Below are 24,876 nucleotides of genomic sequence, written 5' to 3'. Positions count from 1 at the left end.
CGGATGAACGAACCCCGCCGCCTGCACGACGGCTTCGTCCCCGGCCGACACCTCATCGATGCCTACGGCGACGGCGGCTTCCGCTTCGCCGAGATGTCGCATCGCGGCTCGATCCTGGTCCTGCCCTCCGGCATCCGCGCCTGGGACGTGGCGGAGGCCGGCGCCATCGATCGGAGCGCCCTGCGGCCGGTCCAGGCGGAGGCGGGGGCGGTCGAGCTCCTCCTCGTCGGAACCGGCCTCGATATCGTCCCGCTGCCGCCGGACTTGCGCGCCTGGCTCAGGCAGAACGGCATCGGCCTCGACGTGATGCAGACGGGGGCCGCGGCCCGCACCTACAACATCCTGATGGCGGAGAACCGCAAGGTCGCCGCCGCCCTGATCGCCGTCGCGTGACCGAGGCCGAGACCAGCCCCAGCACCGGCAACGGGCTCCCCTTCGCGTTCCAGCACTGCGAGGCCCTGGTGCGCGCGGGCGATCCGGACCGCTACTTCGCGACCCTGTTCGCCCCTGCCGCCGCGCGCCCGCACCTCTTCGGGCTCTACGCCTTCAGCCTCACGACGGCGCGGGTGCGCGAGGCCGCCGCGAACCCGATGGCCGGTGAGATCCGGCTGCAATGGTGGCGCGACGCGCTCCAGGGCGAGGCGCGCGGCGATGTCCGGGCCAACCCGGTCGCGGCGGCCCTGGAGGACGCCATCGTCGGGCACCGGCTCGGGCGCCAGCCCTTCGTCGACCTGATCGATGCCCGCGTCTTCGACCTCTACGACGATCCGATGCCGCGGGTGAACGACCTGGAGGGCTATTGCGGCGAGACGGCCTCGTCCCTATTCCGGCTGGCGAGCCTCATCCTGTGCGACGGCGCCGAGCCCGGGGGGGCCGCGGCCGCGGGGCACGCGGGCGTCGCCTACGGCATCACGGGCCTCCTGCGCGCGCTGCCGTGGCATGCCCGCTCGGGCCAGGTCTACCTGCCGGTCGAGACCCTGCGCGAGCACGGCGTGACCCGGGAGGACGTCGTCACGGGCCGGGGCGGCCCCGGCCTGCATGGCGCCGTCCGGGATCTGCGGGCGCTCGCCCGGCGCCACCTGACCGCCTACGAGGCGGCGCGGGCCACGATCTCGCCGGCCGCCCAGCCCGCCTTCCTGCCCATGGCGCTGGTCGAGCCCTATCTCGCCGCGATGGAGCGGCCGGGCTACGATCCCCTCAACACGCCGGTCGAGATCCCGCGCTGGCGGCGCCTCTGGCGCCTCTGGCGGGCGGCGCGGCGGATCCGGTAGGGCGTCCGGGCGTCAGGCCACCATCCGCACCCGCGCAGTCGCCGGGTCGGCGGTCAGCAGCGAATCGATCTCGTCCTTCGGCATCGGGGCACCGAACAGGTAGCCCTGCCCGAAATCGCAGCCCTGGCCGGCGAGCCAGTCGAGGCTCGCATCGGTCTCGATGCCCTCGGCCGTGGTGACGAGCCCCAGGCTGGCGCTCAGCTTGATGATGGCGTCGACGAGCTTGGCGCGCTCGTCGCTCATCGTGATCGTGTCGACGTAGCTGCGGTCGATCTTCAGCTTGTCGAACTTCAGTTCGCGCAGGTGGTAGAGGCTCGAATAGCCCGTCCCGAAATCGTCGAGCGCGATGCGGACGCCGAGATTCTGCAGCGAGGTCAGCGTCGTGCGCGCAGCCTCCAGGTCCTGCACCAGCGCCGTCTCCGTGATCTCGACCTCGAGGCGGTTCGGCGGCAGCCCGGTCTCGGTCAGGATCGCCAGGATGCGCTCGGACAGCCAGGGATCCTGGAATTGCTGGGGCGCGATGTTGATGGCGATCTGGAGGTTCGTCGGCCAGTCGCGCGCGTCGAGGCAGGCCTGGCGCAGCAGGCGGTAGCTGAGATCGGCGATCAGACCGGTCTCCTCGGCGATCGGGATGAACTGCGCCGGCGCCAGCAGGCCCCGGGTCGGGTGGCGCCAGCGGGCCAGGACCTCGACCCCGATCAGGTCCCGCCCGGGCAGAGACACGACCGGCTGGTAGAAGGGCTCGATCTCGCCGCTCGCGATCGCCGTCCGCAGCGCGCCCTCGAGCTGGGCCCGCGCCTTCAGCTCCACATCCATGGCGCTCCTGAACACCCGGAAGGTGCCGCGCCCGTCCTTCTTGCCCTGGTACATGGCGAGGTCGGCCGCGTGCAGCACGACCTCGGCATCCGCGTCCTCGCGCGCGACCACCGCGATGCCGATCGTGGCGCCGACCTTCAGCTCGTTGCCCTTCCACAGGATCGGGCTGGCGATGCTGGCCATCACGGCCTGGGCGAGCCGGGCCAGCGCGTCGCTGCCGCCCTCGAGGCTGACCAGCATCGCGAACTCGTCCCCGCCGAGGCGGGCTGCGACGCCGCGGGGCGGCAGCAGCGCCTCCAGGCGGTCGGCGACCGTGCAGAGCACCGCGTTGCCGGCCGCGTGACCGTAGAGGTCGTTGACGGGCTTGAAGCGGTCGAGATCGACGAGCAGCACGGCGGCGGAGGGGATCGGACCCGCCTCGCCGCGGCGCGCCTCGACCGCCTCGAGGAACAAGCGCCGGTTGGCGAGACCCGTCAGCGCGTCGTGGCGCGCGATCGCCTCGGCGCGCGCCGCGGTGGCGTCCCGCTCCCGCATGGCCCTGCGCAGCTGCAGGGACTTCCGCAGGCTGAAGGCGAACATCGCCAGCCCCATGAAGAAGCCCAGCATCAGCTGGTCCGACAGGTCGTGGGCGAGGACGAAGCTGTTGAAGGCGCCGAAGGCCTGGAACTGGACGCCGATGATCCAGCAGCAGGCTCCGATCATCAGGAGGCAGAGCGCGTCGTAGAGCTCGCCCTCTCCCCAGCTGCCGCGCCGCTTGTCCGCCATGAATCCCTGCCCTCGCCGCGCTCCCAGGGGAGGCGGCGGCACTTAAAAGGGCGTAAAGACCGGCACCCGCCTTGTACGCAATCGAACGAAGGCGGGCCTTAGCCCCGACAAGGCCGCCGGATGCTTAAGAGATCGTGCGCGCGGCGGCCCGGCCTCCCCCAGCCCGATCCGGCCCGGCCTGTTCGTCGTTGCATCGCGGCCGATTCGCAACGAGAGCGCGAAGCAGCGCCGGCACGCGTGCAACAGCCTTTGAACACAGAATAAAACCGCGTTGAGCCGGCCGTGGGCCTCTGCTAGCACAGCGGGCAGGGCCCGGCCGAGATCGGGCCGGTGAGGAGCGCGACGCCCGTGGAAACCTGGAATCAAGTCTACGACCCGTTCGGGAATGCGTGGCTGTCGACGCTCGCAGCCGCCCTTCCGGTCGTCGCGCTGCTCGGCATGATCGCGAGCGGCAAGGTCAAGGCCCATATCGCGGCCGTCCTGTCTCTCGTCATCGCGCTCCTCGTCGCGATCCTGGCCTTCGGCATGCCGACGGGCCTGGCGCTGCGCGCCTCCGCCTACGGCGTCGCGCTCGGGCTCTTCCCGATCGGCTGGATCATCCTGAACGTGATCTTCCTCTACCGGCTGACGGTGGAGAAGGGCTGGTTCGCGACCCTCCAGCAATCGGTGGCGGGCATCACCACGGACCGGCGCATCCAGCTCCTGCTGGTCGCCTTCGCCTTCGGGGCCTTCTTCGAGGGCGCGGGCGGCTTCGGTACCCCGGTCGCCGTCACGGGCGCGATCCTGATCGGCCTCGGCTTCTCGCCGCTCGCCGCGTCCGGCCTCTCGCTCATCGCCAACACCGCGCCGGTGGCCTACGGCGCGCTCGGCGCCCCGATCCAGGGCCTCGCCTCGGTCACGGGCTACGATCCCTACATTCTCGGCGCCATGATCGGCCGGCAGCTGCCCTTCTTCTCGGTGATCGTGCCGTTCTGGCTGATCTGGGTCTTCGCCGGCTTCCGCGGCATGCTGCAGATCTGGCCGCCGATCGCGGTGTGCGGCGTCTCGTTCGCGGTCGCGCAGTTCCTGATCTCGAACTTCGTGAACCCCTGGATCGTCGATATCGGCGCCTCGCTCATCTCGATGGGCGCGCTCGTGCTGTTCCTGAAGGTCTGGCGGCCGTCGGAGATCTGGACCTCGCCGGCGCTGCGCGGCCACGACCCCTCCGTCGGCTACGGCGATCCGCGCCCGGTGGCGCTCGGCGCGGGCGTGCCCGGCGAGATGCCGCGCGTCCACACCGGCGCCCGCACGGCGACCTCCAGCGAGATCGTCTGGGCCTGGGTGCCGTGGATCATCCTGTCGGTCGTCGTCGCGATCTGGGGCACCGGCTGGTTCAAGAACCTCGTGAACCCGCTCTTCACGATCAAGTACGAGGTGCCGGGCCTGCACAACGTCATCATGAAGATGCCGCCGGTCGTCGCCAAGGCGCATCCCGAAGCGGCGGTCTTCGCCTTCACCTACATGTCCTACACCGGCACGGGCGTACTGCTCGCCGCGATCATCTCCGGCCTGATCATGCGCTTCTCGCCCTGGCGCCTTCTCACGGCCTATCTCGAGACGATCTGGGTGCTGCGCTACTCGCTCATCACCATCGCGGCGATGCTGGCGCTCGGGGTGCTCACCCGCTACGGCGGCGTCGACGCGACGCTCGGCCTCGCCTTCGCGGGCACGGGCATCCTCTACCCGTTCTTCGGCACGCTGCTCGGCTGGCTCGGCGTGGCGCTGACGGGCTCGGACACCGCCTCGAACGTGCTCTTCGGCGGCCTGCAGAAGATCACCTCGGAGCAGCTCGGCCTGTCCGGCATCCTGATGGCCTCGGCGAACTCGTCGGGCGGCGTCATGGGCAAGATGATCGACGCGCAGTCGATCGTCGTCGCCTCCACCGCCACCGGCTATTTCGGCCAGGAGGGCAAGATCCTGCGCTTCGTGTTCTGGCACTCGATCGTGCTCGCCTGCCTCGTCGGCTGCCTCGTGATGCTGCAGGCCTACGTGCATCCCTTCAGCGCGATGGTGATCCACCCGCCCACACCGTAGCGCCGGACCGCCTCCCGAAGCCCGCCCCGGCTCGCCGGGGCGGGTTTTTTCGTGGCCGTCCCGGATTAGGATCGGGAGCGCGGACGTGCCTTTCCGCGCGCCGTGCCGGCCCCACCTCTCACGGGATGTACTTCCGACGGGCGCCCCGGCGCGACAGCCTCGCCGACCTTCCGGGCATCGAGACCCGCCGCCTGCGCATCGCCGCGCTCGCGCCCGAGGACGCGGCGGCCTTGCGCGCGGTGACGGACGACCCGGCCATCACCGGCGCCGTCGACTTCCTGCCCGATCCCTTCACCCTGGAGGATGCCCGCGGCCTGATCGGCAGCGGGCGGCACGGGAACGACCGCTTCCTCGGCGCCTGGTCGCGGGACGAGAGGCGCCTCGTGGCGGTCCTCGGCACGCATCTGCGCGGCGAGACCGCGATCGAGATCGGCTACTGGGTCGCGGGCGCCGCCCGCGGGCAGGGGGTCGGCGCCGAGGCGGTGACGGGAATCGTCGGGCTGCTGCTGAGGCGCTTTCCCGGCCGGCTGATCGTGGCCGAGTGCCGGCTCGGCAACGTCGCCTCCTGGGGCCTCCTGCGGAAGCTCGGCTTCCGCGAGACCGGCGAGGACGGGCACCGGCCGGGGCGCCGGGTTCTCGTCCTCGAGCGCGGGTGAGCCCGACGCCCGGCCTATTCCGCCGCGGCGCGCGGCGGATCGTCCGCATCCGCGATCCACGCCGCGAGATCCGCCCGCGCCCGGTCGGTCATCGCCCGCTTCTTCAGCGCCGCCTTCTCGGGGCCGCGCAGGCGCCGGCCGGTCTCGTTGCGGGGCGCGCGCTCGAGCGGGGGGAACAGCCCGAAATTGACGTTCATGGGCTGGAAGGAGCGAGGCGCGCCGGCCTCCTCGGCCGCGACGTGCCCGCCGGTGATGTGGGCGATCAGCGCGCCGAGCGCCGTGGTCTGCGGCAGGGCCGGCAGCGCCCGGCCCTCGGCCTCGGCCGCCGCGAAGCGGCCCGCCATCAGGCCGATCGCGGCGCTCTCGACGTAGCCCTCGCAGCCCGTGATCTGCCCGGCGAAGCGCAGCCGCGGCTCGGCCTTCAGCCGCAGGGTGGCGTCGAGGAGACGGGGCGAATCGAGGTAGGTGTTGCGGTGCAGGCCGCCGAGGCGGGCGAATTCCGCGTTCTCGAGACCGGGAATCGTGCGGAAGATGCGCACCTGCTCAGCATGGCGCAGCTTCGTCTGGAAGCCCACCATGTTGTAGAGGGTGCCGAGCGCGTTGTCCTGGCGTAGTTGCACGATGGCGCAGGCCTTCACGGTCGGGTTGTGCGGGTTCGTGAGGCCGACGGGCTTCATCGGCCCGTGCCGCAGGGTCTCGGGGCCGCGCTCGGCCATCACCTCGATCGGCAGGCAGCCGTCGAAATAGGGGGTGGACGCCTCCCACTCCTTGAAGCTCGTCTTCTCGCCGGAAACCAGGGCCGCCACGAAGGCGTCGTACTGGTCGCGGTCGAGCGGGCAGTTGATGTAGTCGGCCCCCGAGCCCCCGGGCCCCGCCTTGTCGTAGCGGGACTGGAACCACGCCTTGCCCATGTCGATCGAGTCGCGGTGGACGATCGGGGCGATGGCGTCGAAGAAGGCGAGGGATTCGGCCCCCGTCAGCCGCCCGATCGCCTCGGCCAGCGCCGGCGAGGTGAGGGGGCCGGTCGCCACGATCACCCGCTCCCACTCCGCCGGCGGCAGGCCGTCGATCTCCTCGCGGGCGATCACGACGTTCGGATGCGCTTCCAGCGCCTGCGTGACGGCCTGCGAGAAGCCGTCGCGGTCGACGGCGAGCGCCCCGCCGGCGGGCACCTGATGGGCGTCGCCCATCCGCATGATCAGGGAGCCGAGCGCGCGCATCTCCTGGTGGAGCAGGCCGACGGCGTTGCCGTTCGGATCGTCGGAGCGGAAGGAGTTCGAGCAGACGAGCTCGGCGAGCCCGTCCGTGCGGTGCGCGTCGGTGGCGCGCACCGGCCGCATCTCGTGAAGGACGACGCGGTGGCCGCCCTCTGCGATCTGCCAGGCGGCCTCGGAACCCGCGAGGCCGCCGCCGATGACGTGGATGGGTGCTGATCCGGACATGCCCCGGCATAAAGGATCGCCAGCGCGCGAATCAACGTATGGCGGGGACGATGCCGCCCGGCCCCGCCGCATCGGAGGCCGGAAATCGGAGGCCGGAAACGGACGCGCCCGCCGGGGAGGGCGGGCGCGGGTCGGTCGAGGCCGGGACGGCCCCGTCGTTGTCGGCCGATCAGGCGGCGCGGCGGCGGGCGATGCGGGGGATCTCGAAGCGGTTGATGCCGAGATCGTCGAGATCCCGCTTGGTCAGCCGCGAGAGTTCCTGCACCGTCTCGCGGTAGCGCAGGTAGTTTTTGATCTTGCTCACAATGAAGGTCATGGCGGGTACTCTGCTCTGTCGGGAGCGACCGGCCGCGAAGCCCGGCGCTCTCTTGTTTGTTGCAGTGCGATATAAGGTCATGATGGCGCTCGTGGCAGTCACGAGACCGGAAACCTGCCATGCAGTCTCAGCAAGGCGAGCCCAGGATTTCGACAAGGATCCGCGCTGCCTCAAGGAAGGGCAGGATTCGAGGCGAGAAGGCGCGCGCCGTTAGAGGTATGGAAACCTGCCTGTGCCGCGGCGCGACCGCGCTGGAGCGTGTTCCATGATCTTCGGATCACCAGAAAACGCCCTGACTCTTTATGAAGTCACATTTTTCGCGCCAAACCGGCGGCCACTCCGGCAGACGATGCCCTAATGGAGCTGGGGGCTCACCAGGAACCGCTCGCGGTCGCTCGACGCCACGGCGAGCTTCAGGGGACGGCCGTCCCGGCGGATCGTCAACGGCACGCGCACGCCGGCATCGCCGAGCGCCCAGACGCGACGGAAGAAATCGGCGAGACTGGCGGCGGGCTCGCCCGCGACCGCCTCGACGACGTCGCCCGCGCGCAGGCCCGCCGTCTCAGCAGGCCCGTCATCGGCGAGTCCCATCACCACGATCCCGTCGTCGCTCTCCGTGGCGTAGAGACCGAGCCAGGGGCGGGCCGGGCGGTTCGGGCGCCCCCGCGCCGTGAGATCGTCGAGGATCGGCGGTAGCAAGTCGATCGGCACCACCATGTTGATCGCGCGCGCGCCCGACGCGCCGCCCTGCTGCAATTGCAGGGAGCCAATTCCCAGGAGATCGCCCGCCGGCCCGATCAGGGCCGTGCCGCCCCAGTGCGGGTGCGAGGGCGCGGTGAAGAGGGCGTCGTCGAGGAGGTATTCCCAGTAGCCGGCGAATTCCTGGCGGGCGATCAGCTGTGCGGCGATGCTACGCCCGCGCCCGCCCGCGCCCGCCACGACCACCCGGTCGCCGATGCCGAGCGTGTCCGAGCGCCCGAGAGGCAGCGCCGGCAGCTTGAGCGGCTGCAGCGCCTGGACGAGGCCGAATCCCGTGGCCGCGTCGAAGCCCACGACGTGCCCGGGCACGGAGCGCCCGTCATGGGTCGTGAGCCAGACGGTGTCCGCCTCCATGATCAGGTAGCCCACCGTGAGCACGAGCCCATCCTCGCGGATGACGACGCCGTTGCCCGCCCGCTCGGTGCCGAGCGTGTCGGCCGTGAAGGCCTCGGGCGGGACGCGCGTCGAGAGGGCTACGACGGCGCTGAGAGCCCGGTCGAGGTCGTAGGCGTAGTCGCCGGGCTTGGGCTGCACGGAAGCGGGGATCTTCCAGTCGCCGGGCGAGGCCATGGGCTTGCAATCCTTCCGGTTCGGGCGGTCGCACGCATCCGGCGGTGCGGAGAGCCGCTTTGAGCCCCTTGGAGCCGCGCGGACCCGGCACGACGTCGAGATCCATGAGATAGGTCGCGCCGAGCCCCGGCGACACCCGGGGCGACCGCCTCGGGGAGGCGCCGGATCCGCGAGCGCGACGCGGACGAGCGGCCGAGCGCGCCGGTTGTCCGCACCTCGTTCGCGCGATCCCGGTCCATCGCACGAGAAAATGCTCTAGGGTGCCCGACGAACGTTCCCGACAGATCGAACGGCCTGACGCATGTCGCGCATCCCGAAAGCTCCCTGCCTTGCGTGACGATGCCGCCCTGATCGCCCTCCTGCGCAAGGTCGCGGGCCGGGACGAGCCGGCGCTGCGCGCCCTCTACGACCTGACCGCCCCGAAACTTTACGGCGTGATCCTCCGTATCCAGCGCGACCGATCCCGCGCGGAGGACATCCTTCAGGATGCGTATCTGCGGATCTGGCAGGCGGCGGGGTCCTACTCGCCGGAGGCGGGGCCGCCGCTTCCGTGGCTCTGCGCCATCGCGCGCCACCGCGCGATCGACGTGGTCCGCCGCCGGGGCGAGGTTCAGGGGCCGGTGCACGAGGACGGGGAGGATTGGTTGGAGCGCCTTGCCGATCCGAGCGACAGCGAGCAGGCGATCCTCAGCCGGGACGCGCTCCGGGCCTGCCTCGCGCGGCTCGACGCGGCGCATCGGGACTGCGTGGTGCTGGCCTATTGCCAGGGCTATTCCCGCGAAGACCTCGCGCAGCGCTTCGGCCGGCCCGTCAACACGATCAAGACCTGGCTGCACCGGGCGCTCGCCAGCCTCAAGGGCTGTTTGGAGACCGTCTCGTGAGCGCGGGCGCGATGGGACCGGACGAGCGCGACCTACGGGCAGCCGAGTACGTACTCGGGACGCTGTCCCCCTCCGAGCGGGCGGCCTTCGAGCTGGAGCGCACGGTCGACCCGGCCGCCGCCGCCGCGGTTCGCGCCTGGGAGGGCCGCCTCGCGCCGCTCGTCCTGGCGATCCCAAGCGAGCCGCCGAGCCCGCGTGTCTGGGAGGCGATCGTGCGGGCCCTGCCGGGCGGGGCCGCCAACGACAACCGGATCCGCGACCTCGGCCGCCAGGTCCGGCGCTGGCGGCTGGCGACGGCCGGGGCCGGCCTCGTGGCGGCGGCCCTCGCCGCGTTCATCGTGGTCGGGCCCCGGCTGGCGCCGCCCGCCGGCCCTCCGGCAGGTGCGCGCTACGTCGCCGTGGTCACGAGCGGGGGCGCGCTGCCCGCACTCATCGTCAATGTCGACACCGCGGCCGGCACGGCCTCGGTGCGGCCGGTCAAGGCCGAGACGCCGGCGGGGCGCAGCCTCCAGCTCTGGTACGTGGGTGCGGGCGAGGCGCCGAAGCCGCTCGGCCTGATCGGCGCGGATGCGAGCCGGGTCGAGCTCCCGGCGGCGGCGCGGACGGGCGAGGGCGTATTCGCCGTCTCGGTCGAGCCGCCGGGCGGCTCGCCGACGGGCCAACCCACGGGCCAGGTGATCTACACGGGCCAGCTGATCCGCGACTGAGGCACGAACGCGAGGGCCCCGGCTCGGCGAGCCGGGGCCCTCTCGACGTCCGGGCATGATCCGGAATCCCGGAACCGGGTCTTCCGGCCCCCCGCGCGACCGCGATGACGGAGAGCGCCGCACGCAACGTTCCCGTGACGGGAATCCTCCCGCCGGCCCCGAGGGCGCGGCGGGTCTTCGCCGCGGCGCCCTGCGGCAATCAGGGCTGCAGCACGCCGTTGATCACGTGGATGACACCGTTCGACTGCATCACGTTGGCGATGGTCACCGTCGCGGTGTTGCCCTTGGCGTCGGTGACGTAGACCTTATTGCCGCGGCTCTGGACCGTGAGAGGCTCGCCCTGGACGGTCTTGATCTGCGCCTGTCCGCCGCCCTGCCTGGCCATCGCCATCAGGTCCTTGGCGGTGAGCGTGCCGGGGACCACGTGGTAGGTCAGGATGCTCGTCAGCGTGCCCTTGTTCTGGGGCTGAACCAGCGTCTCGACGGTGCCCGGCGGCAGCTTGGCGAAGGCGGCGTTGGTCGGCGCGAACACCGTGAAGGGGCCCGGCCCGTTCAGCGTGTCGACGAGGCCCGCGGCTTTGACGGCCGCCACCAGGGTGGTGTGATCCTTCGAGTTGACCGCGTTCTGCACGATGGTCTTCGAGGCGTACATCGGCGCGCCGCCGACCATCGGGTTCTTGGCGAGCGCCGCGACCGGCAGCGCGGCACCGACCGCCATCGCCAGGGCGACGGCCGCGAGGCGGGACGCACGGGGACGCGCGGCGGAAAGCTTGAGCATGGCGTAACCTCTCTCTGAGCCCCGTCCTGCGGGGTCACGCCGGCCGGTACGGGCCGGCATCCGAAAAGGTTTCGCGCAATCCATCCTCCGGCCCACGCCTCGCCGGCCAACTCGCCCTCCGCCCAACTCGTTCTCGGGGAGGCCATTCTCGGAGAGGCCATTCTCGGGAAGGTCCCGGAACGCGAAAGCCGCCCGGCCCTGGGGGCCGGACGGCTTCGTCGAGGCGTCGGTCCCGACCTGGAGCTTTCCAGGCCGGGCTCGTTTCGCGATCAGTACTTGCGGATGAGCGGCGCCGGGGGCGGGGGCGGAGCAGCGGCCACCGTGTAGAGCGGCGCGATGATCCGGAACCAGCCTTCCGTCTGATAGGCCGTGCGGTTGGTCGGCAGGCCGGTGAACGGCGAGACCTGACGGACCGAGCTCACGACGTCGCGGGCAACCCAGGCCTGGACCGTGAAGGGCCCGAAATCGTAGCCGATGAGGCCGCCGAGGGCGAACCGGCCGCCGCCGCTCGGGCCGACCGAGCCGCAATTGCCGCCGAGGCCGAGGCAATTCGGGCCGAACGGAAGCGGGGCGCGGTTCGACAGGTTGGTGGTGCCGTAGCCGATGGCGCCGATCTCGAACTTGCCGAACTTCTTCGTCGCGGTCAGGTCGAGGTTGAGGCCGTCGGACGGGAACTGGTTGCCGTAGAAGCCCGGGATGCCGTTGCGGCCGCTGAACCGGGCCGGAACGTCGTAGAAGTTGTAGGTCAGGTTCGCGGTCAGGTTCCAGCCGTCGCCGGTGTAGCTGATGGCCCAGCCTTGGCGGTAGGTGTTCGAGGCCAGGATGCCGAGGCCGCCGCCGCGACCGGCGTCGAGCTCGTTGAGGTAGACACCGGCGAGGTAGCTGACGCCGACGTTGTTGCCGAGATCCCAGGCGAAGATGCCGCCGACGAAGGTGCCGACGTTGATGCTGGTGTCACGGCCGTTCGCGGCGCGGCTGAAGGTGAACACGGTCGGCGGGGCGACGACCAGCTCGACGCGGGCGTCGAGGATCTTCCAAGGGGTCGACCACACGAGGACCGGGATGTTGACGGCGGTGTCGACCGAGGTCGCGTTCGGGCCGTCGGGGCTGCGGTACGTGAAGGTGTTGATCGCGTAGACGCCCTCGGGAAGCGGAGCGCCGACCGCGAGGCCGACCTGCTCACCCGGAACCGTCGTCGTCTGCGCGTACGAGGCCGTCGCCGTCATGCCGACCGAGAGCGCCACCGCGCCGGCGGCGAGCCATTTCATCGTCATTTTATCTTTCCTTCCCAAGGATTTCAGGCGTCCGCCCCGTAGCCTTGCGCACGTCATTGCCGGCATGCCGTTAAAGTCGGCTCCCGTTTCAATGGTGCCAAGCGCCCCCTTACGGCCCCACCTCAAGTCTCAACGTCGGGAACTATTCTACAGACCGCCGCCGAAAGACAGTGGAATGCCTTGCCTCCCGGCAGAGAGAGCCGAACCGTTGCGCAAAAGCCGCATTTTTTGCGCGATGCAACACCGGCTTGCCTGGCCGGGCAGGCCGAGCGAGGCCGCATCCGGGATCCCAACTCCGGAAAAATAGCACAGAATGCTCAAGCTCTTGCCGGCCGCGCGGGTGGGAGCTTTGCGCAATTCCGGGCTGGCGAATGGGCAAGGGCGGAGTTGGCGCCCGGAAGCGCCGACGGGCCGGCCGTGCGTGTCACGGCCCGGCCCGTCGGCTCCGAATCGGCGAATCGAGCCGCGCGGCCCTCACTCGGCTGCGGCGCGCCGGCCCGTCGGCGGTTCGGCGGCCGGGCGGCGGGCGAGCACGTCGCGGAGGAATCGCCCGGTATGGCTCTGCCTCGATCTCGCGATCTGCTCAGGGCTTCCCTCGGCCACCACGGTGCCGCCGCCGTCGCCGCCCTCGGGGCCCATGTCGATCACCCAGTCGGCGGTCTTGATGACTTCGAGGTTGTGCTCGATCACCACCACGGTGTTGCCCTGGTCGACGAGTTCGTGGAGCACCTCCATCAGCTTGGCGACGTCGTGGAAGTGCAGGCCCGTGGTCGGCTCGTCGAGGATATAGAGGGTGCGCCCCGTCGCGCGCTTGGCGAGCTCCTTCGAGAGCTTCACGCGCTGGGCTTCGCCGCCCGAGAGCGTCGTCGCCTGCTGGCCGACCCGCACGTAGTGCAACCCGACGCGGGCCAGCGTCTCCATCTTCTCGCGGATCGACGGCACCGCCTTGAACAGGTCGGCCGCCTCCTCGACCGTCATGTCGAGCACGTCGGCGATGGACTTGCCACGATACTTCACCTCCAGGGTCTCGCGGTCGTAGCGGCGGCCCTTGCAGACGTCGCAGGTGACGTAGACGTCGGGCAGGAAGTGCATCTCGATCTTGATGACGCCGTCGCCCGAGCAGGCCTCGCAGCGCCCGCCCTTCACGTTGAAGGAGAAGCGCCCCGGCTGGTAGCCGCGGGCCTTCGCCTCGGGCAGCCCCGCGAACCAGTCGCGGATCGGCGTGAAGGCGCCGATATAGGTGGCGGGGTTCGAGCGCGGCGTGCGCCCGATCGGCGACTGGTCGATGTCGATGACCTTGTCGAGATGCTCGAGCCCCTCCAGCCGCTCGTAGGGCGCCGGATGCTCCAGCGCCCCGTTCAGCTTCTTCGCCACCGCCTTGTAGAGCGTGTCGATCACGAGGGTCGACTTGCCGCCGCCCGAGACGCCCGTGATGCACGTGAAGGTCCCCAGCGGGATCTCGACTGACACGTCCTTCAGGTTGTTGCCGCGTGCGCCGACGAGCCTGAGCTTGCCCTTGCGGGCCTTGCGGCGGGCGACGGGGGTCCGCACCGTCAGCGCGCCCGTCAGGTACTTGGCGGTCAGCGAATCAGGATGAGCCAGCACCTCCTCGGGCGTGCCCTGCGCGATGATCTCGCCGCCGTGGATGCCCGCGCCCGGGCCGACATCGACGACGTAGTCGGCCTGCAGGATCGCGTCCTCGTCGTGCTCGACGACGATCACCGAGTTGCCGAGGTCGCGCAGGCGCTTCAGCGTGCCGAGCAGGCGCTCGTTGTCGCGCTGGTGCAGGCCGATCGAGGGCTCGTCCAGCACGTAGAGCACGCCAGTCAGCCCCGATCCGATCTGCGAGGCGAGGCGGATGCGCTGGCTCTCGCCGCCCGACAGCGAGCCCGAACCGCGGCTGAGCGTCAGGTACTCGAGCCCGACGTCGATGAGGAAGGTGAGGCGGTCGCGGATCTCCTTGAGGATCCGGACCGCGATCTCGTTCTGCTTCCGCGTCAGGCTCTCGGGCAGCGCCGAGAACCAGCCATGCGCCTCGCGCACCGAGAGCGCCGTCACCGCGCCGATATCCTGCATCGCGATCTTGACGGCGAGCGCCTCGGGCTTGAGGCGCTTGCCGGCGCAGGCCTCGCAGGGCGTCTCGCCCATGAAGCGGGCGATGTCGTCGCGCGAGGCGTCGCTCTCGGTCTCCTTGTAGCGGCGCTCCAGGTTCGGGATCACGCCCTCGAAGGGCTTGTTCACCGCGTAGGCGCGCAGGCCGTCGTTGTAGTCGAAGCGGATCGACTGCCGGCCCGAGCCGTACAGGACGGCGCTCTGCGCCTCCTCGGGCAGGTCGGCCCAGGCCACGGTGGTCTTGAATCCGTAGTGCCGGGCGAGCGCGTCGAGGGTCTGCCCGTAATAGGGCGAGGTCGATTTCGCCCAGGGCGCGACCGCGCCCCGCTTGAGGCTGAGGCTCGGGTCCGAGATCACGAGCTCGGGATCGATCCGCATCTCGTGGCCGATGCCGCCGCAGGTCGGGCAGGCGCCGAAGGGATTGTTGAACGAGAACAGGCGCGGCTCGATCTCCGCGATGGTGAAGCCCGACACCGGACAGGCGAAGCGCGACGAGAAGGTGATGGCCTGCGGGCTCTCGCGCGGGCCGTCGCCCTCGGGCGCGTCGGCGAACTCGACCACGGCGACGCCGTCGGCGAGCTCCAGCGCCGTCTCGAACGACTCGGCGAGCCGCGAGCCGATATCGGCCCGCACCACGATCCGGTCGACCACGACGTCGATGTCGTGCTTGAGCTTCTTGTCGAGCTTCGGCACGTCGTCGATCGGGTATTGCTCGCCGTCGATGCGCAGCCGCTGGAAGCCCTTCTTCTGGAACTCGGCGATCTCCTTGCGGTACTCGCCCTTGCGTCCCCGGACGACCGGCGCCAGCAGGTAGAGCCGGGTCTTCTCGGGCAGCGCCAGGACCCGGTCGACCATCTGGCTCACGGTCTGGCTCTCGATCGGGAGCCCCGTGGCCGGCGAGTAGGGGATGCCGACCCGCGCCCAGAGCAGGCGCATGTAGTCGTAGATCTCCGTCACCGTGCCGACGGTGGAGCGCGGGTTCTTCGAGGTGGTCTTCTGCTCGATGGAGATGGCCGGCGAGAGCCCGTCGATCTGGTCGACATCGGGCTTCGACATCATCTCCAGGAACTGGCGGGCATAGGCCGAGAGCGACTCGACGTAGCGGCGCTGGCCCTCGGCGTAGATCGTGTCGAAGGCGAGCGAGGACTTGCCGGAGCCCGACAGGCCCGTGAAGACCACGAGCCTGTCGCGCGGGATCGTCAGGTCGATGTTCTTGAGGTTGTGCTCGCGCGCGCCCCGCACCGCGATCACCCGGGCGTCGCGAGCCCCGTCGAACAAGGCCTCGAGCCTGTCATCCGCCTCGGCCCCGCGCCGCGCATCCGGCCTCGATGAAGGCTTGGTCGTCGGCTTGGTTGTCCGCCTGGTCGCCGCCTCGGCGTTCGTCCTGGCATCGCGCGCGGGCTCGCGCTTGGCATCCTTGGCGTCGGCTTCGGCTCGGGCTCTGGCCATGGGGCGGCAGGTCTCTTTGCAGTCTTCGAATCGGCGCGAACGCGGGACGGGCCCCCGGCCAGGACGCGGGCCCTAGCTAGAACAAACACGGTACACGGGCAATATTGCGACGAGGCCGGGTCAACGGGAGGTGCGAAGGCGCGGTTCCCGCCGAGGATGTAGGTATCGGCCGTCCGCTTCCCAACCCGGCGCCGGCCCCGGCGTCGGGGCGGCCCGTGCCGGAGCGGCGGAGGACGGGCGGGAACCGCCGGCAGACGGTGCGAAGACCCGGAGCGGTGACGCGATAAGCTTCAGAAGACTGAAAAACATGCACTTGTTTTCGTCATATGCTTCAAAATTAAGCATTACCTCGGCCGGAAACCAAGAATTTACGGACTCGCGCCGATTCAACTCTCCGTAGCGTAACCGAAGTTCGGTGCAGACATGATGGTGGGTGGTTTCGTCGGGTCCCTGCGCGGGCGCATCCTGGCCGTGGCGCTCGCGCCCTGCCTCGCCTTCGCGGCGGTCGCGGGGCTCGCGATCTCGGACCGCATGGCCCAGCGCGCCGACATGGCCGAGGTCCAGGACCTCGTCGGCCTCGCCTCCAGGGTCAGCGCCTTCGTGCACGAGGCGCAGCGGGAGCGGGGCGCCTCGAGCCTGTTCCTCGGCTCGAAGGGCACGCAGTTCAAGGCCGAGCTCGGCGCGCAGCGCGCCCGCACCGACGCGGCGCGGGCGGTCCTCGCCGGGGCCCTCTCCGAGGCTGGCACGATGGGGTTCGGGCCCATCCTCGCGCGCCGGGCGGGCCAGCTCCGCGACGGCCTCGGGCAGGTCGAGGCGCACCGGGCCTCGGTCGACGCCCTGCAGCCGGCCCCGTCCCAGAGCATGGCCTTCTACACCGGCCTGGTCGGCCAGGGCCTCGGCATCGTGCGGGAGATGCAGAACGTCGCGGCCCATGTCGGCATCGCCAACCGGGTCGGGACCTACGCCGCCTTCCTGTCCCTGAAGGAATTCGCCGGCCAGGAGCGCGCCGCGGTCTCCGCCGCCTTCGCGGCGGGCAGCTTCGACCTCGCGGGCCTGCAGCGGCTTGCCACGCTCGCGGCGAACCAGGCGACCTTCGAGGGAGTGTTCCGCCTGCAGGCCGACCCGGCCCAGCTCGACGCCTTCGCGGCGAGCGAGGGCGGCGAGGCGGCGCGCGAGGTGGCGCGCCTGCGCGGGCTCGCCCTCGGCACGATGCCGGGCGAGGCGCTGGCCTTCCGCGACAGTCCCCTCTGGTTCAAGCTCGCCACCCAGCGCATCGACGGCCTCAAGGCCGTCGAGGACCGGCTCACCGGCGACCTGAGAGCCGCCGCCGGCGCCGTGCGCGAGGCCGCGGACCGCAGCCTCGCCCTCTGGGCGGCGGCGGGGCTCATGACCTTCCTGCTCTCCGGGGCGCTCGCCTTCGGCCTCGGCAGCGCCGTCGCGCGGCCGCTGATCCGGATGTCGCGGGCGCTGGCGGCGATCGGCCGGGGCGAGACCGAGGTCGCGATCCCGCAGGGCGGTCCCCACGAGGTCCGGGCCATCGCGGCCGCGGCGGCTGACTTCCGCGACAGCGTGAGCGAGCGCCGCCGCATCCGGGCCGAGCAGGAGCGGATGGCGGAGGAGAGCGCCGCCGCCCGGCGCGAAGCGGCGCGGAGCCTCGCGGACGGCTTCGAGGCGCGGGTCGGCGGCATCGTCGGGGCGGTCTCGGCGGCGGCGGCCGAGCTCGAGGGCGCGGCCCGCGGCATGGCCCGCGCGGCCGGCGACACGGCGAGCCTCAGTCGGCAGGTCACCGCGGCCTCGGCGGAGGCGGCCCTCTCGGCCGACACCGTGGCGGCCGCCACGGAGGAGCTGTTGGCCTCGGTGCGCGAGATCGGCCAGCAGGTCACCGTCTCGGCCGACCTCGCCTCCGCCGCCGAGCGGGACGCGGCGGCCATGGCCGGCGAGGTCCACCGCCTCGCCGCCGCGGCCGGCAGCATCGGCCAGATCGTCGGGCTGATCTCGGATATTGCCGGGCAGACGAACCTGCTCGCGCTCAACGCCACCATCGAGGCGGCGCGCGCGGGCGAGGCGGGCCGCGGCTTCGCGGTGGTCGCCGCCGAGGTGAAGACCCTCGCCGGCCAGACCGCGCGCGCCACCGAGGAGATCGCCGCCAAGGTCCACGAGATCACCGCGTCCACGGACGCCTCCGTGGCGGCGATCGGGGGCATCACCGGGATGATCCAGCGGCTCGCCCGCATCGGCGGCGACATCGCGGCGGCGGTGGAGGAGCAGGGCGCGGCGACCGGCGAGATCGCCCGGACCACCGCCCAGACCTCCGAGGGGACCCGCGCGGTCTCGGGACACATCGCGGGCGTCAGCGAGGCGGCCGGCACCGCGAGCGCCGGCTCGGCCCAGGTGCTGTCCGCCGCGAGCGACCTCTCGGCCCAGGCCGGCGACCTGCGCGACGCGGTCGGCCGCTTCCTGGCGACCGTCCGGGCGGCCTGAGGCCGGCGCGCCGGCTCGGCTGCGGCGCAGCCGGCGCGCTCCGGAAGCATTGCCCGCCGGCGCGGCCTGCCGGCCTGGTTGCGGGAGGGCCCGGCGCGGGATGGCCCGGCGCGTCGACCGGGATACCTAATCCATCGCCTGGAAGCCCGCGAGCGGGGCCTCGACCCGGCAGACGACGCCGGCGGGCTCGTAGGCGAGGGCCACCTCGCCGCCGACGGCCCCGGCCAGCCCGCGCTCGATCAGGCGCGAGCCGAAGCCCTTTCGCGCGGGCGGCGAGACGGGGGGGCCGCCCCGCTCGCGCCAGGCGAGGCGGACCGTGGGCTCGGCCGCCTCCGCGACCTCCCAATCCACCATCACCCGGCCCTCGGGCACCGACAGCGCGCCGTACTTCGCGGCGTTGGTGGCGAGCTCGTGCATCATCAGGCTGAGCGAGAGCGCCGCCTTGGGACCGACCTCGATCGCCGGCCCGCGGATCGCGAAGCGGCCCGGCTGGCGGTCGTCGTGGAGCGAGAGGGCACCGGCGATCACCGCGTCGATCCCCGCGCTCTCGCGCTCGCCCGTGAGCAGGATGTCGTGGGCCTTGCCGAGCGCGATCAGGCGGGCGGCCAGCGCCTCCTTGGCCGCCTCGAAATCGGTGGCGTTGCGCAGGGTCTGGGCCGCGATGGCCTGGACCATCGCCAGCGTGTTCTTGAGGCGGTGGCTCAGCTCGCGGTTGAGGAGGCGCTGCTGGTCCTCGGCCTGGAGCCGTCCGAGGGCGTCCCAGGCCCGCTCGGCCGCGTCGCGGGCGAAGGCGATCTCCGCCGGCGCCCAGGCCCGCGGTGCGGCGGCAAAGGCGTACAGCACGCCGACGAGCTTGCCGCGCTGGATCAGCGGGACCTTGATGAGGGCGCGCGCGCCGAGATCCGCGTAGCCGGCCGCGTCCGCGGACAGGCGCGGATCGGCGGCGACGTCGGCGACCGCGAGAGTCTCGCCCCGGCGCAGGCACCGCGCGGTGCCGGGGAAGTCCGACAAGGGGCGCGGGCCGCCGGGCTCGGGCGCCGGCCACTGGCCGACCAGGCTTACTTCGCCCGAGGCGGGGTCGAGGACGTCGTAGCCGGCCCGGTCCGCGCCGAGGGTCCGCCCGAGGATCTCGGCGGCGTGGGCCAGGATGACGTCGCGGGAATTGTCGTCGCGCAGGGCGTCCCCAAGCTCGATCAGGGCGCGCTGGCGGTCCTCGGCCGAGCGCTCCCGCGTGATGTCCTCGATCATCGCGGTGGTCTGGATCGCGTCGCCGAGCACCTGCGAGACGAGGTTGACCCGGGCCCAGATCAGGCGCCCGTCCGCCCGGCGGTAGCGCTTCTCCAGGGTCTCCTGCATGATCTCGCCGCCGGCGAGGCGCCTGTGCAGGGCGTCGCGGGCGGCCGCATCCTCCTCGGGCGTCCACCGCGCCACCGAGTGCCCGACGATGTCCTCGGGCGGCGCACCCCAGATCTCGCAGAGCTTGGCATTCACCCGGAGCGCCTTGAGGCTGCGGGGATCGAGCTCCACGATGCCGACATTCGCCCCCTCGAACACCGCTCGGAAGCGCGCCTCGCTGCGGTTGCGCTCGGTCACGTCGAGCATCGCGCCGATCATGCGCAGGGGCGTGCCGTCGCGGTCGCGCACCATGTAGCCGCGGTCGAAGACCTCCGCGTAGGTCCCGTCCGCGCGCGCGAAGCGGTATTCGTGGCTCCACTCGCTCTCCGCGCCGTCGATCACCGCCCGGATGCCGGCATGGGCCTGCGCCCGGTCGTCGGGGTGGATATGGGCGACCCACCAGGCACCGGTGGGCTCGACCTGGTGCGGGGCCCAGCCGTAGGCGCTCCGGAGCGCCTCGTTCCACCGCACCGTGTCGCTCGTGAGGTCCCAGTCCCAGATCGCGTCGTTCGTCGCCCGGGTGACGAGCCGGTAGCGGTCCCGGCTCGCCTGCAGGTCGAGATCCGCGATCTTGCGCTGCGTGATGTCGCGGACGGTGCCGACGATGCGCGTCCCGCGCCCGCCCGCCACCACGAGGCGCCCGCGCGCGCCGAGCCAGAGCTCGCCGCCGTCCGGCCTGCGGATGCGGTACTCGCTGTCGAACAGGCCCGAACCCGCCGGATCGAGGGATGCCTGCAGGGCCGCGTCGACCCGCTCCCGGTCCCCCGGGTGCAGGGCCGGCAGGAAGGTGCCCGCGTAGCTGACGGGCTCCGTGCGGCCGATCCCGAACAGGTCGCGGGTGCGCGTGTCCCAGTCGAGCCGGCCCTCGACGAGGTCGTAGTCGAAGATGCCGATGCCCGTCGCCTCGATGGCGAGCCGCATCAGCAGGGCGCTCTCGTCGAGCCGGATCGCGCTGGCGTCGCTGACGTCCTGGGCCTGCTGGCGCCGGCCGATATCGGCGTCGCGCCGGGACAGGGCGCGGCGCATCTCGAGGAGCGCCATCACCTGCCGGGCGAGCGCCTGCAGGGCCGCCGCCTGGCCCGGGCTCAGCCCCTTGGGCCGGGGCGCGACGTCGAGGACGCAGAGGGTGCCGAGGCCGATGCCCTCGGGGGTGTCGAGGCGCACGCCCGCGTAGAAGCGCAGGGCCTCGGGGCCGGTGACGAGGGGATTGCCGCGGGTGCGGGGATCGGCCGCGAGATCGGGGATGACGAGCAGTCCGGGCTCCGCGAGGGCGTGGGCGCAGACCGACCGGTCGAGATCGGTCTCGCAGGCCTCGAACCCGACCCGCGCCTTGAACCATTGCCGCTCGGCCGCGACGAGGCTCACCAGCGCCACCGGCGCCGCGCAGAGCTCGCTCGCCACGAGCACGACATCGTCGAAGCCGGGCTCCGCCGGCGTGTCGAGGATCCCGTAGCGCGCGAGCGCGGCGAGCCGCTCGCGCTCGGCCTCGGTCTGCGATGGGGACTGGGCTCTGCTCATCGTCGCGATGGCGGCCTCGTCCGGATGGCCTGGCCTGTGGCGCGGCGCCGCCCCGCGCGTGCGGGCGGCCGGGACCGGCGCCTCGCCGGACGGTCCCGGTCGGGTGGGGAAGGGAACCGGTCCCGGGGGGGCGATCCCGCTCTCAAGCACATGTCCATCAGGTGCAATTTATGGCCGGCGGCCGCGATTGTCGCCCTCCGTGCGGGATGGCCTCAGCGGCCGACCCGCTCGATCGTCGTCGGGTTGAGGGTGCGGGTCTCGCGCAGGTCGTCGGGCGGCCGCATATGGAGCAGGCGCCCGGCCGGGCCGTAGACCGCGCCGAGCACGGTCTCGAAATGGCGCTTGACGTTGCCGTGGCACTCGCAGGCGGCGTTCTCCACCTCGGCCCGGTTGACCACGGTGATGCGGCCGCGCCCCACCTCGATCAGACCCTGCTGCTGCAGCATGCGCAGGATGCGGGTGAGGTAGGTGCGCTGTACCCCCAGCATCGCGGCGAGCAACTCGTGCGTGACGGGCAGCGTGTCGCTGCCGATCCGGTCCTGCAGGGTCAGGAGCCAGCGCAGGCAGCGCTGCTCGATCGGGTGCAGCGCGTTGCAGGCCACCGATTGCAGCACCTGCGCGAGCAGGCAGTCGGAGTAGCGGGTGAACAGGTTGCGCAGGCTCGGCGAGCGAATCTTGGCGTCCTGCAGGCGGACCGCGTCGAGGCGCATCACGGGGCCGCCGATCTGCACGACGGCGTGGGTCGAGGCCGGCAGACAGCCGTTGCTGACCACACCGCCGGCGGCCCCCTCGCGGCCGATCGTGGCGGTCTCGGCGCTGCGCCCGTCCTGCATCGCGATCACCAGGGTGGCGACGGTCTGATCGCAGGGGAACGAGATGGCCGAGACCTCGCTCCCCGCCTCGAACAGCGTCTCGCCCTTCTGGTAGGTGTGCCGCTCGAGATGGGGCGCCAGCAGCGCCCGATCCTCGTCGCGCAGCGCCTTGAGGAGGAAGTTTCCTTCGAAGAGGGAATCCGACGGCGAGGACATTCGATACGCTGTAATGACGAACGATACGGCCCGCTCCTACAGCAGAGCTTCGGTCTTAGTCTGTCTACTAGTAGACAAACCCCTGAACAAATTTGCGCTTCCGCCATGAAACGCGCGGATCGGCGCGGCGCCGGCGCCTATTTCTCGGCGCAGAGCCCCTGCACCGACAGGCGCCGGTGCTCGCGCGGGTCGCAATCGGTAGCGAGGAACGAGGCCCACTCGGCCGAGGTGCCGTAGAAGGCGTTGCGGTCGACGTCGCCGCGCACCCCCGGGACCCGGCCCGTCGAGGTGAATTGCCAGAGCATCCACTTGCGGTTGGAGAAGCGCTGCTCGGGCTCGGCCGCGGTGGAGCGCACCCAGTGCGGGTAATCGGGTAATTCGCCCTCCAGCACGTCCCGGTGGAAGGTGATGTCGGTGTAGATGATCGGGCGCTTGCCGGTGTAGCGCTCCATCTCGTCGAGCATGTACCGGATCATGCCGAGCGCCTGCGCCTTCGGCAGGCGCTTCGGGCAGGTCTGCGAATGGCCGTTCCACTCGACGTCGAGAACCGGGGGCAGGGCGCTCGGATCGTTCGGGACGTTGCGCTTGAACCATGCCATCTGGTCCTCGGGCGCGCGGCACCAGAACACGAAGTGGTAGGCGCCGCGCGGCAGGCCGGCGCGGGCGGCCCCGTCCCAGTTCTCCCGGAAGCGCTCGTCGACGTGGTCGCCGCCCTCCGTCGCCTTGATGAAGGCGAACTGGGTTCCAGCCCCCTTGACCGAGGCCCAGTCGACCGGCCCCTGCCACTTGGAGATGTCGATCCCCTGGATCGGGTGAGTCTTGGCGCGCGCCACGCCCGGATGGGGCTTGGTGTCGCCCTTGGTGGGGTAGAAGTCGTTGTTGGAGGCGCAGGCCGCGAGGCTCGACAGGAGCGCGGCCGCGGCCGCGCGCCTCACCCAGCCCGAGCGGGCGGCCGAGGAGGCCGCCATGGAGCCGGCACGCGTCAGGGAAAGCCCATTCCACAGCGACATCGATGCCAGGCCCACCGTCTTACGCGCCAATCACTTGGGTAAGCGATGCCCCGCGCGCGGTTAACAGACCTTTGCCGTCAATGCGGCGGAATTCCGGAAGCCGTTGCAGGCGAGCGACATGAGGCGTGGGCGAATCCTTGCCGACCCGGTCGCGGCAGGGTGTAAGTTGCGCTGCTTCCTCGATTTTCGAAGGTTCATGTCGTGCGCAAGATCGTGTTTACCATCGGCTACGAAGGGCTCGATCCGGAGCGTCTCGTCGCGGCGCTCAAGGATGCCGGTGTCGGCCGGCTGGCCGACGTGCGGGCGGTGGCGAACTCGCGCAAGCGCGGCTTCTCGAAGGGCGCCCTGAAGGCGGGTCTGGAGGAGGCGGGCCTCGCCTACGCGCATGCCCGCAGCCTCGGCACGCCGAAGGCCGGGCGCGAGGCGGCCCGGGCGCACGACGCGGCGCTGATGCGCCGGATCTACTGCGAGGAGGTGCTCGACACCGCCGACGGGGGGCTCGCCCTCGACGCGCTCGCGGCGATGGCGGCGGACGCGCCGACCTGCCTGCTCTGCTTCGAGCGCGATCCGGAGCGCTGCCACCGGCGCGTCCTGGCCGAACGGCTCGAGGCGCGCGGCTTCGCCACGGTGGACCTGTTCGGCTGATACGGTCTGCGCTTGATCAGGCGGAAATCGTATGAGGCGGCCTCAGCGGCCGAAGGCGAGGGGCGGCCGCTGAGGCGAGGTCGCGCAGGCGCTCGAGGGCCGCCCGGCGGGCCGGGATCCCGGCGGCGGCCCGGGCGAGGCCGGCCCGGATCCGGGCCGCGAGGCTCGGGCGACGGCGCGGCGGCCGGCGGGCGGGCGCGGCGGCCGGCGCCGCGACCGGCCCGTAGATCGCTTCGAGGAAGGACAGCTCGAAGGCTGGCGCGCCGGTCTCGTCGGTCACCGCCACCGCGGCGTTCAGCAGGCGCGGCTCGCCGCCGTGCTGGGCGACGAGGGCGCGGATGATCGTGCAGGCGAGCGCGCGTGCCTCGTCGAGATCGGCGACGCATTGGCCGGTGCGCTCGGGCAGGTAGGCGTCGTCCAGGCGGATGTTGAAGAAGACGCGGGCCATGGCGGGCTCTCCCTGTTCATCCGAGCGCGGGCCGTAAGGGGCCGGCCACGCTCGCGAAGGCGGCACGGAGGATGGCGGGGCCGTGCTCCCGGGCAGCGCCGCGCTCAAGCGGCGGCGGATTCCTCGGCGCGCCCGGCGGCGGCGGGGCAGGCCTGCGCGAGGACGGCGGCCGCGGAAACCGAGGGATCCGGCGCGGCGCTCCTGGGGCTGAACGCGTCGGCGAGGAGGTTCAGGCGCTGGGCCATGTCTCGCACCTCGTTGAGGGCGATGGATTTCTGGCCCTCCTTCACGGCCCGGGTGATGTCGCTGATCTGGGCCGTGGCAATGCGCTTCAGCTCGACGGCGAGCTGGTCCTTGGTCATCATGAGCGGGTCCCGCGCTGGTCTCGAGGCGGGAGCTTGGACCGGCGCCCGTTACCAGCGGGTTTCAGCCCGCCGCCGCGGCGGACGCGCGACGGCGAGGGGAGGACGGGAGCGGATCGC

20 protein-coding genes are annotated in these 24,876 nt (G+C 71.7%); 8 read left to right on the top strand and 12 right to left on the bottom strand.

Annotated elements, in window-relative coordinates:
• The first annotated feature begins 3 nt into the window (after positions 1 to 3).
• Together WDW90_RS18665 and WDW90_RS18660 are read left to right on the top strand one after the other, a co-directional pair.
• Complete coding sequence (locus WDW90_RS18665; RefSeq protein WP_336488934.1) at positions 4 to 393, top strand: Mth938-like domain-containing protein; 390 nt, start codon at positions 4 to 6, stop codon at positions 391 to 393.
• A complete protein-coding gene (locus tag WDW90_RS18660) occupies positions 390 to 1,271 on the top strand; it encodes a phytoene/squalene synthase family protein (RefSeq protein ID WP_336488933.1) in 882 nt (293 codons plus the stop codon). The genes WDW90_RS18665 and WDW90_RS18660 overlap by 4 nt, the downstream gene beginning before the upstream one ends.
• A 12-nt stretch (positions 1,272 to 1,283) precedes the next feature.
• Here WDW90_RS18660 and WDW90_RS18655 read toward each other — a convergent pair whose 3' ends face one another.
• A complete protein-coding gene (locus tag WDW90_RS18655; RefSeq protein WP_336488932.1) occupies positions 1,284 to 2,852 on the bottom strand; it encodes a putative bifunctional diguanylate cyclase/phosphodiesterase in 1,569 nt (522 codons plus the stop codon).
• Between the two features lie 348 nt (positions 2,853 to 3,200).
• On the opposite strand from WDW90_RS18655, the gene WDW90_RS18650 reads away from it, so the two are divergent.
• Positions 3,201 to 4,925, top strand: a complete 1,725-nt coding sequence (locus WDW90_RS18650) for an L-lactate permease (RefSeq protein WP_336488931.1) — start codon at positions 3,201 to 3,203, stop codon at positions 4,923 to 4,925.
• 125 nt (positions 4,926 to 5,050) lie between these two features.
• Entirely contained in the window at positions 5,051 to 5,581 is a 531-nt protein-coding gene (locus tag WDW90_RS18645) for a GNAT family N-acetyltransferase (protein ID WP_336488930.1), read from the top strand.
• A gap of 14 nt (positions 5,582 to 5,595) precedes the next feature.
• On the opposite strand, the gene trmFO is transcribed toward WDW90_RS18645, so the two are convergent.
• The 3 genes from trmFO to WDW90_RS18630 form a co-directional block, all read right to left on the bottom strand.
• Positions 5,596 to 7,023: a methylenetetrahydrofolate--tRNA-(uracil(54)-C(5))-methyltransferase (FADH(2)-oxidizing) TrmFO gene (trmFO, locus tag WDW90_RS18640; RefSeq protein WP_336488929.1), complete on the bottom strand. Its 1,428-nt coding sequence runs from the start codon at positions 7,021 to 7,023 to the stop codon at positions 5,596 to 5,598.
• A gap of 169 nt (positions 7,024 to 7,192) precedes the next feature.
• Positions 7,193 to 7,339, bottom strand: a complete 147-nt coding sequence (locus WDW90_RS18635) for a DUF1127 domain-containing protein (RefSeq protein ID WP_336488928.1) — start codon at positions 7,337 to 7,339, stop codon at positions 7,193 to 7,195.
• Positions 7,340 to 7,693: 354 nt separating this feature from the next.
• Positions 7,694 to 8,668 (bottom strand): S1C family serine protease, encoded by a 975-nt coding sequence (locus WDW90_RS18630; protein ID WP_336488927.1) that lies wholly within the window; start codon positions 8,666 to 8,668, stop codon positions 7,694 to 7,696.
• Between the two features lie 329 nt (positions 8,669 to 8,997).
• Here WDW90_RS18630 and WDW90_RS18625 point away from each other — a divergent pair, with 329 nt between their 5' ends.
• Positions 8,998 to 9,549 (top strand): RNA polymerase sigma factor, encoded by a 552-nt coding sequence (locus WDW90_RS18625; RefSeq protein ID WP_336488926.1) that lies wholly within the window; start codon positions 8,998 to 9,000, stop codon positions 9,547 to 9,549.
• 11 nt (positions 9,550 to 9,560) lie between these two features.
• A complete protein-coding gene (locus WDW90_RS18620; protein WP_431311070.1) occupies positions 9,561 to 10,256 on the top strand; it encodes an anti-sigma factor in 696 nt (231 codons plus the stop codon).
• 199 nt (positions 10,257 to 10,455) lie between these two features.
• Here WDW90_RS18620 and WDW90_RS18615 read toward each other — a convergent pair whose 3' ends face one another.
• The 3 genes from WDW90_RS18615 to uvrA form a co-directional block, all read right to left on the bottom strand.
• Entirely contained in the window at positions 10,456 to 11,034 is a 579-nt protein-coding gene (locus tag WDW90_RS18615) for a fasciclin domain-containing protein (protein WP_336488924.1), read from the bottom strand.
• Positions 11,035 to 11,303: 269 nt separating this feature from the next.
• On the bottom strand, positions 11,304 to 12,308 hold the full coding sequence (locus WDW90_RS18610; RefSeq protein ID WP_336488923.1) for a transporter family protein: 1,005 nt from the start codon (positions 12,306 to 12,308) through the stop codon (positions 11,304 to 11,306).
• A gap of 474 nt (positions 12,309 to 12,782) precedes the next feature.
• Complete coding sequence (gene uvrA / locus WDW90_RS18605) at positions 12,783 to 15,869, bottom strand: excinuclease ABC subunit UvrA (protein ID WP_336488922.1); 3,087 nt, start codon at positions 15,867 to 15,869, stop codon at positions 12,783 to 12,785.
• Positions 15,870 to 16,292: 423 nt separating this feature from the next.
• On the opposite strand from uvrA, the gene WDW90_RS18600 reads away from it, so the two are divergent.
• Positions 16,293 to 18,350 carry a methyl-accepting chemotaxis protein gene (locus tag WDW90_RS18600; RefSeq protein WP_336488921.1) on the top strand — a complete coding sequence of 686 codons (2,058 nt, stop codon included), beginning with the start codon at positions 16,293 to 16,295 and terminating at the stop codon, positions 18,348 to 18,350.
• Between the two features lie 126 nt (positions 18,351 to 18,476).
• Here the strand turns inward: WDW90_RS18600 and WDW90_RS18595 are convergent, their stop codons facing one another.
• The 3 genes from WDW90_RS18595 to WDW90_RS18585 all read right to left on the bottom strand — a co-directional run bounded on the left by WDW90_RS18595 (position 18,477) and on the right by WDW90_RS18585 (position 23,259).
• Positions 18,477 to 21,263: a PAS domain-containing sensor histidine kinase gene (locus tag WDW90_RS18595; RefSeq protein ID WP_336488920.1), complete on the bottom strand. Its 2,787-nt coding sequence runs from the start codon at positions 21,261 to 21,263 to the stop codon at positions 18,477 to 18,479.
• A gap of 212 nt (positions 21,264 to 21,475) precedes the next feature.
• On the bottom strand, positions 21,476 to 22,291 hold the full coding sequence (locus WDW90_RS18590) for a Crp/Fnr family transcriptional regulator (RefSeq protein WP_336488919.1): 816 nt from the start codon (positions 22,289 to 22,291) through the stop codon (positions 21,476 to 21,478).
• Positions 22,292 to 22,428: 137 nt separating this feature from the next.
• Positions 22,429 to 23,259, bottom strand: coding sequence for a glycoside hydrolase family 25 protein (locus WDW90_RS18585; RefSeq protein WP_336488952.1), 831 nt, complete (start codon positions 23,257 to 23,259; stop codon positions 22,429 to 22,431).
• Between the two features lie 243 nt (positions 23,260 to 23,502).
• Here WDW90_RS18585 and WDW90_RS18580 point away from each other — a divergent pair, with 243 nt between their 5' ends.
• Positions 23,503 to 23,946, top strand: a complete 444-nt coding sequence (locus WDW90_RS18580; protein WP_336488918.1) for a DUF488 domain-containing protein — start codon at positions 23,503 to 23,505, stop codon at positions 23,944 to 23,946.
• A gap of 16 nt (positions 23,947 to 23,962) precedes the next feature.
• Here the strand turns inward: WDW90_RS18580 and WDW90_RS18575 are convergent, their stop codons facing one another.
• Together WDW90_RS18575 and WDW90_RS18570 are read right to left on the bottom strand one after the other, a co-directional pair.
• Positions 23,963 to 24,394 carry a DUF6894 family protein gene (locus WDW90_RS18575; protein ID WP_336488917.1) on the bottom strand — a complete coding sequence of 144 codons (432 nt, stop codon included), beginning with the start codon at positions 24,392 to 24,394 and terminating at the stop codon, positions 23,963 to 23,965.
• 104 nt (positions 24,395 to 24,498) lie between these two features.
• On the bottom strand, positions 24,499 to 24,759 hold the full coding sequence (locus tag WDW90_RS18570; protein ID WP_336488916.1) for a hypothetical protein: 261 nt from the start codon (positions 24,757 to 24,759) through the stop codon (positions 24,499 to 24,501).
• Positions 24,760 to 24,876: the final 117 nt, after the last annotated feature.

Origin of the sequence: Methylobacterium nigriterrae, from assembly GCF_037106235.1 — a bacterium.
GTDB lineage: Bacteria > Pseudomonadota > Alphaproteobacteria > Rhizobiales > Beijerinckiaceae > Methylobacterium > Methylobacterium nigriterrae.
Note: the sequence above shows the minus strand (reverse complement) of the source record. Positions and strands in the feature narration are given on the sequence as shown.

Excerpts from the sequence above, each read along its gene's own strand:
- WDW90_RS18665 (WP_336488934.1), top strand. The coding sequence starts at position 4 with ATGAACGAACCCCGCCGCCTGCACGACGGCTTCGTCCCCGGCCGACAC.
- WDW90_RS18655 (WP_336488932.1), bottom strand. The coding sequence starts at position 2,852 with ATGGCGGACAAGCGGCGCGGCAGCTGGGGAGAGGGCGAGCTCTACGAC.
- WDW90_RS18645 (WP_336488930.1), top strand. The coding sequence starts at position 5,051 with ATGTACTTCCGACGGGCGCCCCGGCGCGACAGCCTCGCCGACCTTCCG.
- trmFO (WP_336488929.1), bottom strand. The coding sequence starts at position 7,023 with ATGTCCGGATCAGCACCCATCCACGTCATCGGCGGCGGCCTCGCGGGT.
- WDW90_RS18635 (WP_336488928.1), bottom strand. The coding sequence starts at position 7,339 with ATGACCTTCATTGTGAGCAAGATCAAAAACTACCTGCGCTACCGCGAG.
- WDW90_RS18630 (WP_336488927.1), bottom strand. The coding sequence starts at position 8,668 with ATGGCCTCGCCCGGCGACTGGAAGATCCCCGCTTCCGTGCAGCCCAAG.
- WDW90_RS18620 (WP_431311070.1), top strand. The coding sequence starts at position 9,561 with ATGGGACCGGACGAGCGCGACCTACGGGCAGCCGAGTACGTACTCGGG.
- WDW90_RS18615 (WP_336488924.1), bottom strand. The coding sequence starts at position 11,034 with ATGCTCAAGCTTTCCGCCGCGCGTCCCCGTGCGTCCCGCCTCGCGGCC.
- WDW90_RS18610 (WP_336488923.1), bottom strand. The coding sequence starts at position 12,308 with ATGACGATGAAATGGCTCGCCGCCGGCGCGGTGGCGCTCTCGGTCGGC.
- uvrA (WP_336488922.1), bottom strand. The coding sequence starts at position 15,869 with ATGGCCAGAGCCCGAGCCGAAGCCGACGCCAAGGATGCCAAGCGCGAG.
- WDW90_RS18600 (WP_336488921.1), top strand. The coding sequence starts at position 16,293 with ATGATGGTGGGTGGTTTCGTCGGGTCCCTGCGCGGGCGCATCCTGGCC.
- WDW90_RS18595 (WP_336488920.1), bottom strand. The coding sequence starts at position 21,263 with ATGAGCAGAGCCCAGTCCCCATCGCAGACCGAGGCCGAGCGCGAGCGG.
- WDW90_RS18590 (WP_336488919.1), bottom strand. The coding sequence starts at position 22,291 with ATGTCCTCGCCGTCGGATTCCCTCTTCGAAGGAAACTTCCTCCTCAAG.
- WDW90_RS18585 (WP_336488952.1), bottom strand. The coding sequence starts at position 23,259 with ATGGCGGCCTCCTCGGCCGCCCGCTCGGGCTGGGTGAGGCGCGCGGCC.
- WDW90_RS18575 (WP_336488917.1), bottom strand. The coding sequence starts at position 24,394 with ATGGCCCGCGTCTTCTTCAACATCCGCCTGGACGACGCCTACCTGCCC.
- WDW90_RS18570 (WP_336488916.1), bottom strand. The coding sequence starts at position 24,759 with ATGATGACCAAGGACCAGCTCGCCGTCGAGCTGAAGCGCATTGCCACG.